Source organism: Paenibacillus sp. GCM10027627 (assembly GCF_042675505.1).
GTDB lineage: Bacteria > Bacillota > Bacilli > Paenibacillales > Paenibacillaceae > Pristimantibacillus.
The window spans coordinates 513,726-527,528 of record NZ_JBHTHB010000003.1; the positions used below are offsets into that span (position 1 = coordinate 513,726).

Annotated in this window: 6 protein-coding genes and 1 CRISPR repeat array; of the genes, 1 reads left to right on the top strand and 5 read right to left on the bottom strand. The window is 46.6% G+C overall.

Annotated features, from left to right (window positions below; translation table 11 throughout):
• Window positions 1-8 precede the first annotated feature (8 nt).
• The 4 genes from cas8c to ACFQZE_RS14175 form a co-directional block, all read right to left on the bottom strand.
• Window positions 9-1,910, bottom strand: a complete 1,902-nt coding sequence (gene cas8c, locus ACFQZE_RS14160; RefSeq protein ID WP_379357993.1) for a type I-C CRISPR-associated protein Cas8c/Csd1 — start codon at window positions 1,908-1,910, stop codon at window positions 9-11.
• Window positions 1,907-2,629 (bottom strand): type I-C CRISPR-associated protein Cas5c, encoded by a 723-nt coding sequence (cas5c, locus tag ACFQZE_RS14165; protein WP_379357995.1) that lies wholly within the window; start codon window positions 2,627-2,629, stop codon window positions 1,907-1,909. The genes cas8c and cas5c overlap by 4 nt, the downstream gene beginning before the upstream one ends.
• Before the next feature lie 30 nt (window positions 2,630-2,659).
• The gene (gene cas3, locus ACFQZE_RS14170; protein ID WP_379357997.1) at window positions 2,660-5,098 is read right to left on the bottom strand and encodes a CRISPR-associated helicase Cas3'; all 2,439 of its coding nucleotides are present in this window, start codon (window positions 5,096-5,098) and stop codon (window positions 2,660-2,662) included.
• Between the two features lie 106 nt (window positions 5,099-5,204).
• Window positions 5,205-6,155, bottom strand: a complete 951-nt coding sequence (locus ACFQZE_RS14175) for a helix-turn-helix transcriptional regulator (RefSeq protein ID WP_379357999.1) — start codon at window positions 6,153-6,155, stop codon at window positions 5,205-5,207.
• A 293-nt stretch (window positions 6,156-6,448) separates the two neighbouring features.
• Window positions 6,449-10,936: direct repeats of the CRISPR family, unit length 32 nt; unit sequence ATTTCAATCCACACACTCCAGAGGAGTGCGAC.
• A gap of 345 nt (window positions 10,937-11,281) precedes the next feature.
• Between ACFQZE_RS14175 and ACFQZE_RS14180 the strand changes: the two genes are divergently transcribed.
• Window positions 11,282-12,526: an MFS transporter gene (locus ACFQZE_RS14180; protein WP_379358001.1), complete on the top strand. Its 1,245-nt coding sequence runs from the start codon at window positions 11,282-11,284 to the stop codon at window positions 12,524-12,526.
• Window positions 12,527-12,566: 40 nt separating this feature from the next.
• Here the strand turns inward: ACFQZE_RS14180 and ACFQZE_RS14185 are convergent, their stop codons facing one another.
• On the bottom strand, window positions 12,567-13,727 hold the full coding sequence (locus ACFQZE_RS14185; RefSeq protein WP_379358003.1) for a copper amine oxidase N-terminal domain-containing protein: 1,161 nt from the start codon (window positions 13,725-13,727) through the stop codon (window positions 12,567-12,569).
• Between the last annotated feature and the right edge of the window lie 76 nt (window positions 13,728-13,803).

Here is a 13,803-nt window from a genome sequence, read left to right on the forward strand (position 1 = left end):
ATCGCTCCTTATTCGTTATTGGAATCAACTGCGTCTTCGTTCTTCTCTTTCTTTTGATAAAGCTCATGTCTTTGGCTGTAAAAACCTAGCAAATACAAGCCGGTCAAAGACTGATTATTGAATTTATCAATAGGCATACGCGAACCGATTTCATCGATGATTTTATTCAAATCAAGCGCTTTTCTGCCGAGTCGGGCTTGATAAGGCTGCAAGCTCTTTTGAATGGTGTTCCAGGTTCTTTCCGGATGTTTGGAAAACTCGTTCATATAGCGAATCGCGTTAGTCGCCCGGTTTTCTTCCGGTCCAAGAGCACGCCGCTCAAGCACGTCGGCCACCGCCAGCAAACGTCCAAAGAGATAATTGCGATCATCCGTTCCAGTATCTAAAGCCACACCCTTCTCCTCCTTTTTGTTAATGACTGCACAAGCTATACTAAGCGTCTTCTCCCATTCCCATCTGTCCATAGACACCGGATTTGAGGCACGCTGCATGACGCTTCTTTCAATATCGAGCGGCACTGGTCGTTTGTCGATAATGCATGGCAGCATGCGTTCCATCAGCCCTTTGACGATTTTGTCGCCAGCTTTTGGCCCATAGGCGGCAAAGGCAATGTCTTTAGTGGCAGGCGCCCCGTAAAATTGCACAAATTCACCATCGCTATCTTTTCGATAACGATGAAGCCAAGCGCATGTAGAATGCCATTTGATCAAACGGTCAAAATAAAAATGCTTGTCCAAATTGCGGTAATACAATACCGCCATGCGGCCCGTCGTTGCGGAATCCAGCACCATAATGTTGACGTTCGATTTGGATTCCGCCGATAACTTGTTGGCATATCCGCTAAAAGCTTTTTTGACCTCTTCCATGATCTCACGGTTGGTGAAAGCTTCCCTCTTTTTGTCCACTTTCGCATTCGGCGTGATCGAAAAAAGGTCTTCCGTCGGCTCCGGAACTTCCGGCTCGCGGTTGCCCCACACGAGAAACACCCGTTGATCCATAATCTTCGCTTGGCGGTTAATGAGCCACTTCAAAGCATTATGAGCCTTTTGGGAAACCTCATAGCTAATGCTTGCTGCATCGCCGCTTTCCGTGAAACGCCCCCTAAACGTAAAACCGCTCGTATCGTTTGCGGAAATGAGCTTTGCCTTGTCTGCCGCATTTCTAATTTTATTCGCATGTTTGTCCGTACTTGGACGCAGCTCTCCCGTTACATAACAATAGTCCTCTTCCCCTAACTGCTGGCTATAGTAACGAATAAATGAGTCGTACATGTTCGGGTCTTTCCATACTTTTTCCAAAACAAGGCTGGGAGAATAGACATTAAACCGGATAAAAGCGCTGTCCAGATCACCCGTTATGGCAGAATAAATAGCTGGCTTCACTCCATATTTTTCTTCGTGAGACTTGTCCCATTTTTGAATCAACTGGTTGTCCTGATCGACATAAAGAATTTTGAACTCTACCAAATCCTGAATAAGTTTCCCTTTGCTTAAATAACGGTAAATGCTCCTTACCTTATCGTTGGCATAAGGCGAATTTGCCCAGCTTTCAAGCTGCTTAATATAGTAAGAAAAAGGCTCTTCCTTTTTAATTTCTCCGCCATATGCGACAAAATCTCCCGCAACATAACTTAATTTGTCATGCAGTGGATACGGAGCGATTTTGGAACCGGCTCGGCTGGAGGAATCTTCGGTACAAGGAATGAGCGTGCTGGAATCGGCTTTGTTGACGATAACTTCGGCATAATGAAACTCGCCGTCTAAGGTTATATCTACTTCGATATGCGCATTCTGTGTCGTGTGCGCCACTGGAAGCAGCGTAAACTCTTGGTCGTTATACTTTCTTTCGTTGACACCAACTTGTCCTAAGTTGGCCTGATAGGTTTCATATAAATTAAACAGCCAGCTCATCCATGGTCCCCCCTTCCCAAGTACTCGTCCAACCGCTCTGCCGACTCTACGTTGGATTGATCAAACGGCTTAGGCTTCATTTCCGAAATGACGCGAACTTGAGAGCAATCTTCCGGCCTGTGGAATGTGATGTAACCATCACTCATGACATAGTTGCACAAACGAACTTCCATTTGGTCTCTGCCTGTCTCATCAGGATAATTTATGCCATGAACCATATTTCCGAGATGGATATCGCCATAATTGTCGTAGAACCCCTCACCTTCGCCAAATACGCACGGTTCCACATATGCCTGACATTCCCGCGTTCCTAAAAAAATATCTCTTCGTCCGCCTGCGAGCAGCGAGCGCTTCATAATATTGTGGTGTTTGTGCTCGTTGCGATCAAAGGCCATGTCCGGGCGATTTTCGTTAAATTCGAAATACGCTCTAACTTGATAAGACACGTCCCGCAAATACGTATAGTTGGCTAGAGTATTGCCGCCGCCGTAATCGATCGGTCGAACTCCCTTGGATTCCATTCGAATCGGCTTCATCACTCTGACAGCATCGATATAAATAATGAGCGTTGGCTTCCAGTAGATCGATTCCGCTATCCCTTTCAAAGCTTGATACGTTGGCACTTGGTAGGACAGCTTCTCACCGCCTAGCTTCGTCAACGGATCGGTGAAAAGGGCGTAGTCGCCCTCGACCGTAAATTCGATTGAATTCCTTCTCATAGCTTCACCTCCTCTCAAATGGGACCGACTCTAGTACAATTTCAAACCAAATTCACTTTCATTCTCGACATCCAGCCCAAACTCGTCGTTGTACGCACCCTCCGTAAGCGCTAGTACCCGACCCTCCAACAAAGAAACTAAACCGTTATTGCCCGCCAATTGATTCAATTCATGCGGAAACAAATTGATCGTGTATTGTTGCGCTTCACGCAAGGCTTGCGACATTTCTTTCATGCCGCTTTCCCCGCTGAGACGGGCAATAATATCTGCTCCCTTGTCGCCATACGGCACAATGACGGGCTTGGCCAAACTGTCGATGACTTGAAACTGCTCCGCCGCAGTCCGGTAGCTCTGAACTAAAAAGAGCGGCACTTCTTTTCCACTATCCTGTTTATATGCCTCCAGATACGTGTTGTCGGCGCGGCTGCCCATCAGCCATTTGGTCATCTCCGTTCCGTATTGCCGCACATGATAATTCAAGTTAAGCTTCAGCGCTGAATAATATTTTCTAAAATAGTTCTGAATCGCCTCCACGGACAAAAGATGACCGCCATGGCAAGATCCATCTCTTTTTAAATCGAGGAGCATCATGGCCGTTAACTTCTTGCCGACCTGGATCTCCTTAAGATGAGTCAGATTCTCCTCCTCGTGATCAATCATATAGACCTGCCGAATATCCCATCGCCCATGACGATTGCATCTGCCGGCTGCTTGAGCTACCGAATCTAAACCCGCCAATGACCGAACCACGCATCCGAAACTGACGTCAACACCAGCCTCAATGAGTTGTGTGCTAATACAAACGACCTTTTCGTCTTTGTCCAAATGTGTCCGGATCAAGTCCAACATCGTTTGCCGATGAGCGGCGCACATGGAAGTACTTAAGTGGTAGACCGGAATAGACAACGAGGACAACTGGCGATAGAGCCGTTTGACCACCGCCTTCGTATTCAAGACCACAAGAACGCTGCCCGACTCTTCCAGCTTATCCTCTACGAATTGAGCCAGCTTCTCCGTATCAAATGTTTCCCCCGTTGCCCTGTCTACCAGTTCCACCCGTTTAAAAGCATCGATAACTTGATCCAGCTTCTCGATTATTTCCGCCTGAGGTGCTATGTCCAATTTGTATTCCACAAAACTGAGCTCGGGCTGCGTCGCCGTACACAGCAGCAGGCTGGAATGGCCATAAGCCTTAAGAAAGTTAAGAGCTTGATTGAATAAGGATACACAAGAAACAGGCACCTTCTGAACCTCATCGAACACAATAACGGACTCGCTCAAATTGTGGAGCCTTCTAGTATTCCGACTCCCTTTGGCGTAGAACACATTCAGAAACTGCACCATCGTTGTAAAAATAACCGGCGAATCCCAATTATCCTTCGCAAGTTTCAGCTTTTGCCCAATGGTCATGAGTCCGTCTTCGTCCTCGTCGTCATCCTCTTCTTTCCACACAACATTAGAATGATGCTCCAAAACATGCTCGTCGTCCTTAACGATGTTTCTAATTTCCTGAGCATTTTGCTCAATGATGGTTGTGAACGGAATGACGTAAATAATGCGCTTTTTTCCATCCTTTATAGCGTGTTTCAGGGCATATCTAAAGCTGGCAAGCGTCTTCCCGCCCCCGGTCGGAATCGACAAAGCGTAAATGCCGGAAGGATAAAGCTCCGCAAACTGCTCGCATCTCTCGGACATCTCCTTGCGCAAAGCCGGAATAGCTGAGCCGTTGTTCGATTGGGACTGGAGAGAGTCAAGCTTGAGCATCAGTTTGTCGTAATAGTCTTGAAAAAGAGCCCCATGATCAAGCTCCGGTTCAACCGATTTATTTTCCTCAAACAACCGGGTATTTGTACGATCCGCATCAATTAAAGCGCTGAATACATACTTGCTTAGAAATTGGCATTTGCTCTCATCGGAGCCTTCAAAAGGCTTTAAGAGGAAAGCCTCTAGCTCCTCGACCGCTTTTTGCACATATCGGTCAAATTCATCTTTGTCCATGACATACTGGAAGAACCGCTCGACTGCGGAGTGATACTCCTCAATACCCTTGCCCTTTTCTTTCAGCGCCCGGTTTAAATACCCCGATTCCAGCTCTGGGCTTAAAAAATCATGCAAATAGGAGTGGTGAGAAAAAACTGCGTTCCCTACAATCTCCGCCAAAATCCAGGTGTAACGGTCAGGCTTGCCTTGATGGTAAAGATCGAACAGCAGCTTTCCCCCTGCCGTTGAATGATCAACACTGCCTCGCTTGGACGGAGAACCGGGGTTATGGACGGCGTTATGCAAATACTTTTTGAACTCCTCCGTGTATTTGCCTAGATCATGAAGCAAACCCCCAAGACCCGCGATATGCTTCACGCCAATTTTGGCACCGATCTCTTCGGCCAGCCCTTTAACCCCCAGTAAATGCTCCTTCACCGTTTGAATCGCTTTATCGCTTTCTCTGATATGGGCTATAAAATCATCCATTTCGATACTCCTTCTAATTGAACTTAGTTTGTATAGGTTACAAAATGGATTATGAACGATCTTTGTGACAGCATTCGTCACGAATGTGAGTTCGTATTTTTAAAAACTAGGAATATAGTCTCGACCACTCTTCTAGCTGACTTTTAAAAGAATCGCGGACAGACTGAGGCTCCAATATTTCGGCGGCCGAACCGTACTGACGAAGCCAGCGCAGAAACTCGTTATCGTTATTGACCGTCACCTCGAATATCAAGCTGCCATCCTTTTTCTCTTTCATTCGGGGGCGGACAAATAGCTCTTCCTCTTTTATATAACGAGCCACCTCAGGACTGAAGCGCACCTTAAACGTCACAAGGCGATCGCTTTGTTCGATGGACCAAGTATGTTTGAGATGTTTTTTAATGTTAAAGCCGCTTTTATCAAACGTTTCATTGGTCAGTTCCACCTGGTTGAACCGGCTGACTCGGAACGTCCTAATCTTCCCTTTGTTGCGGCAATAGCCGATTAAATAGAAACGCTGCTCCCTTGGAACAAGGTAATATGGATCGATTTGACGTGCTGTCGTTTCGTTGCGGGACTGGGTATGGTAAACGGCGTTAATCGTTTTCTTCTCTAGGATGGCTTTGATAACGGTATGTAGGAAGTTGGGGCTTTCTTTGCGGTAGGCGGGAGTTCCCATTTGGATCATATCCGTAATGTCGGTAATGAGATTGCTTCTTTTCGATTGTTCGTTTTGGTGTGAAGCCATAATTTTATCGTATGCGGTGTCAAAGCCGGGCGGCAGCTTATCTCGGTCGATGACAGAGGGGAGAAGAGAAACAACAAGGGCTTCCTGATCGGTGAAATTAAGGGGATTCATAAAAAATTTGCTTATAAAACGATACCCCGTCCCCCTCCCTTCGCTCGTAATAGGCGAAAAAAGAGAAAGCGTATCGATATCTCGATAGATGGAGCGCACACTTACCTCGTACTTGAGGGCAAGGTCGGAGGCAGCAATACCCGGATTGGCTTGAATAGCATTCATAATGTTAAAGAGGCGAACTATTTTATCCGTCATATGAATCTCCTTCCTAGTCGTTAGAATGGCCGATTCTGTCGTCAATATAGTCTGTTGGAACTAGAATTCGACACGATCCCATAATTACCCTCTTTATCCAACATTATTTTTTTGTTGGATTGAAGGGGGAAGGGAAAAGCCTTGCTCGGTGGGTTGAGCAAGGCTTTTAGGGGGTTCGATGTGGGGGGAAGACGGATAGCTTTTCCTAGAAATAAAAAACCGCTTGAAGTTTAGTCTACACACTCCATAAGGAGTGCGACTAAATCTCAAATCGAACACAGTGAATATATTGAATTTCAATCCACACACTCCAGAGGAGTGCGACTAAGGATATGGATGGTTTTGGCCGCGCACTAATGATTTCAATCCACACACTCCAGAGGAGTGCGACTGTTCCTGCCAGCGACATTCCACGTTGGCAAAGAATTTCAATCCACACACTCCAGAGGAGTGCGACTTTCTCTCTCCTCTTATGTAATTAGCAGGACGAATTTCAATCCACACACTCCAGAGGAGTGCGACACAAGTATAGAGATTAATTTCTGCTTAAAACCAATTTCAATCCACACACTCCAGAGGAGTGCGACAGGTGGTCGTGGCACTAAAGTACCAACATTTAGTATTTCAATCCACACACTCCAGAGGAGTGCGACACCTCATAGACTTTAAAATCGGCGTCATATCAAATTTCAATCCACACACTCCAGAGGAGTGCGACTTGATGTGATAATAAAAACTGATTGAAGCAGGTATTTCAATCCACACACTCCAGAGGAGTGCGACAATCTGGATTGACCAACTAGGCGCGGATGAATTAATTTCAATCCACACACTCCAGAGGAGTGCGACTCGGCAACATGGCCGTCCTTAATGAGGCCGAAGTATTTCAATCCACACACTCCAGAGGAGTGCGACAGTCATCAACTACATATTGACGGGGGTCCACATAAATTTCAATCCACACACTCCAGAGGAGTGCGACTTGCCCTCCACGTCTTCACATTCGTCACATAGGATTTCAATCCACACACTCCAGAGGAGTGCGACGCCAACGCCCACAGGGGCGCGATGAATTTGCATATTTCAATCCACACACTCCAGAGGAGTTCGACTCTGTAGGCATTTCAATTCCTCCTGAATATTCCGAATTTCAATCCACACACTCCAGAGGAGTGCGACTTTTCTTGCCAGTCGGTTCAATAATACCGTCAAAATTTCAATCCACACACTCCAGAGGAGTGCGACCTGTCAAACATTGAAACTACCATCAAAAGTGGCATTTCAATCCACACACTCCAGAGGAGTGCGACAATTGAGTACAAGCCGGAAGACTGGGTTATTCTTATTTCAATCCACACACTCCAGAGGAGTGCGACTGAGGATGTTTTCAAGGACATCAAACGAAAGCGGATTTCAATCCACACACTCCAGAGGAGTGCGACTTGCTCTCTGTCTTTACTTTTGGACTTAACAATCGATTTCAATCCACACACTCCAGAGGAGTGCGACGCTGCTAACAAACACTCCTTGTGTTTCAAGCTCCATTTCAATCCACACACTCCAGAGGAGTGCGACTCAGAAGAAATAGCTTTACTTGATTTGTTTGGAATTTCAATCCACACACTCCAGAGGAGTGCGACGGGGATGATAGCACGGCTCCCATCGGCATAGTGATTTCAATCCACACACTCCAGAGGAGTGCGACTGGGTTTTTCAAATGCACAGGCCGATAGTATTTTATTTCAATCCACACACTCCAGAGGAGTGCGACCCGTACTCATTCGGGAGACATAGGCGAAGTAGTATTTCAATCCACACACTCCAGAGGAGTGCGACATCAAACTTCATGCGGGCGCTGATATATGGCTTATTTCAATCCACACACTCCAGAGGAGTGCGACTGTGTGGAGACGGAACGATGATGCCACAGAAGAGATTTCAATCCACACACTCCAGAGGAGTGCGACTACCATATAGTTGTTGATGATGTTGAGGCGTAATTTCAATCCACACACTCCAGAGGAGTGCGACTTTTGATACATTTAATCAATCATGCTGATGATCCAATTTCAATCCACACACTCCAGAGGAGTGCGACTGTATCCGATCTCGCTGGTTATAACGTTTACATATTTCAATCCACACACTCCAGAGGAGTGCGACATTGTTTTAAGTCAATAACATGCCTGCACTTAGATTTCAATCCACACACTCCAGAGGAGTGCGACCTTCACCCACCCAAGGTTCAATCCGATTATGATATTTCAATCCACACACTCCAGAGGAGTGCGACTTCGCAGCACCTAGAGGAGTGGATACACCTTTGAATTTCAATCCACACACTCCAGAGGAGTGCGACGCTACCAGAAGACTTGCTTGAGCAACGTGCGAAGATTTCAATCCACACACTCCAGAGGAGTGCGACGCCTGGCGCTGAGGTGTATGCCTGCGCCACAAAATTTCAATCCACACACTCCAGAGGAGTGCGACAAGGGCTACTAGATTGACAACCGTTTTACCGTTATTTCAATCCACACACTCCAGAGGAGTGCGACCAGATCCGATATGCCAGGTCAATTAAAAACGGAATTTCAATCCACACACTCCAGAGGAGTGCGACCAGGTCTGTTCTGTATTCCATGGCAACTATGCTATTTCAATCCACACACTCCAGAGGAGTGCGACCAGGCAATGTACCGTTTAAAACATAGTAATTCATTTCAATCCACACACTCCAGAGGAGTGCGACAAGGGCATCACACCCATATCAGTTATCCGCGAAATTTCAATCCACACACTCCAGAGGAGTGCGACCCGTCACCGGCTGCCCATCCGTTCTCCATAATCATTTCAATCCACACACTCCAGAGGAGTGCGACCTCCAAAGCCCAAAAGAGGAAGACCCCCAAAGCCTATTTCAATCCACACACTCCAGAGGAGTGCGACCGGGGATACAGTATGACATGGAATGGATACAAACATTTCAATCCACACACTCCAGAGGAGTGCGACGTCGATGTCTTTTCGCTCATAGTAATGCACGCCATTTCAATCCACACACTCCAGAGGAGTGCGACAGGCGCATAAGCCAGCCGAAGCGCCGAAAAAAGAAATTTCAATCCACACACTCCAGAGGAGTGCGACTTTACGCGACATCGAACTTCTCGATTGCAGCGAAATTTCAATCCACACACTCCAGAGGAGTGCGACGACGCCAACATGGGTAGAGCTGGAGCATTTGCTCATTTCAATCCACACACTCCAGAGGAGTGCGACTTGACATTTTGGGGACGTATAGGATCGATGGCATTTCAATCCACACACTCCAGAGGAGTGCGACAGATGTGATGGTACAATCTAGTTAAGTTTAATAATTTCAATCCACACACTCCAGAGGAGTGCGACGAGTTCAATGCGTCTTGCAAAAGAGATGGCTAAATTTCAATCCACACACTCCAGAGGAGTGCGACACAACCGCTGTAGGCTATTTACTCGGCCCATGTATTTCAATCCACACACTCCAGAGGAGTGCGACTGCCGAACTGGACCTTCCCGAGTTGCGATTAGGATTTCAATCCACACACTCCAGAGGAGTGCGACATTGGCGGAGGAAACTCCGCCTATTCAATCTATAATTTCAATCCACACACTCCAGAGGAGTGCGACAAAACCTAAACCTAATTTGTATAAAAAATTCCCTAATTTCAATCCACACACTCCAGAGGAGTGCGACCATATGGCATCCAAGGAGTCCGGCTTCCTTGCCTATTTCAATCCACACACTCCAGAGGAGTGCGACAAACCATTCCACCAATTGTATAAGCGATCTCGTATTTCAATCCACACACTCCAGAGGAGTGCGACGCTAGGGTACGCCGTAACATAGCCAATCAAGGTATTTCAATCCACACACTCCAGAGGAGTGCGACATATTCCGGGCAAGGTATGCGAGGTAGTTTCCGATTTCAATCCACACACTCCAGAGGAGTGCGACGTTAAAGGAACTCCGTTCCAATACAGCACTTGGATTTCAATCCACACACTCCAGAGGAGTGCGACCACGGATACGACAGAAATTCCACTAGACATGATTATTTCAATCCACACACTCCAGAGGAGTGCGACATGGACAGTTATTAAATTAATTTTTGGATCAATAATTTCAATCCACACACTCCAGAGGAGTGCGACCAGGATGGTTTTTATGTCGATCCAGCCGTCCGGATTTCAATCCACACACTCCAGAGGAGTGCGACTCTTTAAATAAGAAATGTTTCGGTTAGAATTATATATTTCAATCCACACACTCCAGAGGAGTGCGACCCAGTCCCAATATTCACTCCCCGAAATCAAAGAGATTTCAATCCACACACTCCAGAGGAGTGCGACCTGTGCGAGCCATACGCTCCGCTAATTCAGCGGATTTCAATCCACACACTCCAGAGGAGTGCGACTTGGACAAGCGCGGATCCATTTTAAAATCTTCTGATTTCAATCCACACACTCCAGAGGAGTGCGACCTCCAGGGTTCGCCATGACATATTCAAGAGCTAATTTCAATCCACACACTCCAGAGGAGTGCGACCTCCACACGCAAATCAATGTCCGCAGCTGATTCAATTTCAATCCACACACTCCAGAGGAGTGCGACCTTTTTTGATTATAACGACGCCATTCGGATCAAATTTCAATCCACACACTCCAGAGGAGTGCGACCCGGTATTCACGCCATTTGGCGACGACACATATATTTCAATCCACACACTCCAGAGGAGTGCGACAGCGATTTTGTGACAAAATCACGCTAAAACCATAAAAAACTACAGTAAATCAAACACTGTTACAAATAAATCATAGCTCATAAATGGCTACAGCCATTAATAGGCCCTCTTTTAAACGATTTTCCCGGTGCGAATCCCCCTAGGAATTCATGTTCGCTCCACATTCGCACCAACCGTTAACCCCACTAATGAACTGTCTCCGAGCTATCACTTGCCCTCCCCCAAACCATACCACAAACCCGTCCGCCCCCGCATCCGTTTTCCCCTATAAAAATAAAAATCTTCCACTCGCAAAATAAAGAGGCATATAATAGTTCCTATCAAACAAGAAACGAGGCGAATTCAGTGACACGCTCCTTCTATGCGCTATTAGTCAGTCAAACGTCGACGAACCTTGGATTTGCCTTGTACACCATGTTGGTTGTTTTTCATTTGTACAACGGAACCGATTCGGCTGCACTGGCAGCGGCCGTTCCTTTTATTAGCGTTCTCACCCGTATGGTCAGCAGCATTGTTCTGCCATCCTTTTCGAATCGCTTCAAGCTGTCGCGACTGCTCCTGTTTTCGCAAATTAGCCAGCTAGCACTGCTCGGCGTTCTCTACTATCTGCTTCTGATAGAACTAAACACCGTATCCATGATCCTCATTTTTGCGGTGCTGGGCGTCATTTCGTTTTTTAGCGGCATGTTTACGCCTATCAAATCGTCCATCGTCAAACAAATTGTGCCGGAGCACAGCCGGGTGAAAGCCAACAGCTTGCTGGCGAGCGTCGATCAGACTTTCCTGTTTGCGGGATGGACGTTCGGCGGGATGGTTCTGGCCTTTTTCGGAAAACAACCCACTCTCCTGATGACAGTCCTATTCCTCCTGTTGTCCGTGGTTTGCCTACTCTTTATAAAAGGGGAAAGCTCCGCACCCATTCAAGCCAAAGAAAGCGCCATGGCCGCACTCACCAGCGGATGGAAGTATCTTTTCAGCCACAAAGGGCTGCGCGTGCTAATTAGCATGGATATCGTCGAATCGTTTTTCGGAACGATCTGGATCGGAGCCGTCACTTTGGCCTTTGTGCAGGAGGCGCTTGGACAAGATGAAACTTGGTGGGGATATATTAATGGCGGCTTCTATTTCGGGACGATTTTAGGAGGAGTTCTCGTTTACCGGATGTCCAAAATGATGCAAGGACGCTTGTCCCTCTTTATGGTGGTGGGTTCAGCCGCTTTTGGTCTGCTTACATTCGCTTATGGTTTTATGACCGTGCCTTGGATCGCTCTCGTACTCATTATTTTAATGGGGCCCTTCTATCAAATGAGGGATTTGACCCAAGAGACGATGTTCCAAAACAGCGCCGACGAACAAACGCTCACCAAAATTTTGGCGGCGAAATCAGCCCTGTCCAACTTTATTTACGTCATTTCCATTATTAGCATCGGCGTTCTTACTGATTTAATAGGCGCTCGGCTTATTTATATTGTCTCGGGCGGCCTGCTTTTTATCACAGCACTTATAGCCTACCACCATCTCCGCATTCGCAAAAAGGGCCTTTCGCTTGAGCAAGAGTATAGAAATCTGAACGAAACGATACCCGGCTAAAAAGAAAAGGATACGCTGCAGTGCGTATCCTCTTTTTTTGTTATTTTTTCAACTCATATTTTAATTCAATATGCTTATTGTTTAGGAAAAATGAATAATTCACCTTCAAAATGTCCCCTTCACGCCCAATCACCTTAAGTCCGTCCCAGTCGCGAAACTCTATAGACTGTTTGTCCAGAGACTGATAGATTTCCCAATCCTTTTTTTCCAAAAGCGTCTCCGCTAAGTTGGTGCTTTTGAGCGTTTTCCGATTTACAAGCGTCAGCCAACCCGTCAAATGCGGACGAACGACCATATATTCGTCATCGTACCATTCCACCTGGAACGAAGTATCGTCATATCCGGTTAATTTCTTCAAATCATGCTTCGCTGCGACGGCTCCCTTCCGATCGATTTCATATAAAGTGGAACCATCCATCAGCAAAGCATTTTTCCCTGCCGACAAGTCTATAGAGCGAGCTCCATGATTGCCGAAATACACTTTCGTTTCCAGCGTAACTTTGTTGCTCGACAGCACTATTTTGAAAATATTCGTATGGATATGCGGCTCCCCATAATTATCGTAAACTTTGACCACTTCGACATTAGGGGACAACGCTTCCACCGTCAGCTCACCAAGATCCAATACTTCGGCTTTGGTATCTCCAAGCAGCTTGGCAGGGGCTCCGTTCGACGCCTTAAACAGCTTGCCGTTCTTCCTCTCTACCCAATATGCCTGTCCAGCCTTCTCAGTGAACACGTACTTCTCCGCAAAAGTCAGATGAACGCGTCTCTCTTTCGCTATCCAATCCACCTGAGCGCCAAGCTTCTCGGTCACAAAACGTGCGGGAACATAAACGACTCCCTTGATGTTTTGCGGTACTTCTTTAAGCGTGTAAGGCTTGCCGTTTACCGTCGACTGTTTCGTCCCCAGCTTCATCTCAATTTGGACCGTCGGACTATTGAGCAAAATACGCTTCCCTTCCGCTACCCAAGTCGTACTGGTTTTCATGACGGTTCCAACTTCTCTTAAAGGCAAATAAACGGTACCGTTTTGCAGCAAAGGCTCGTTTTTGAATGGCAGCGAATTATGGCTGTCTCCGTTAATGGTAACCGACACAGGCTTAGCTTTAGCGCTAACTTCCTCTTGGAACGAAGGTAACGTGAGAATTAATAGTGCCGCTGCAAGTACAACTTTTGTCCAACCTGTTTTCCTAGTCATCTCCTGTAGCCTCCATCTCTTGTAAGTTCGAGTTCATTAATTGGACGGCAACTTATTGGAAAATGTTTCTTAACAT

Bases quoted from the DNA above. Each gene is read 5' to 3' on its own strand.
- cas8c (WP_379357993.1), bottom strand. From the start codon at position 1,910: ATGAGCTGGCTGTTTAATTTATATGAAACCTATCAGGCCAACTTAGGA.
- cas5c (WP_379357995.1), bottom strand. From the start codon at position 2,629: ATGAGAAGGAATTCAATCGAATTTACGGTCGAGGGCGACTACGCCCTT.
- cas3 (WP_379357997.1), bottom strand. From the start codon at position 5,098: ATGGATGATTTTATAGCCCATATCAGAGAAAGCGATAAAGCGATTCAA.
- ACFQZE_RS14175 (WP_379357999.1), bottom strand. From the start codon at position 6,155: ATGACGGATAAAATAGTTCGCCTCTTTAACATTATGAATGCTATTCAA.
- ACFQZE_RS14185 (WP_379358003.1), bottom strand. From the start codon at position 13,727: ATGACTAGGAAAACAGGTTGGACAAAAGTTGTACTTGCAGCGGCACTA.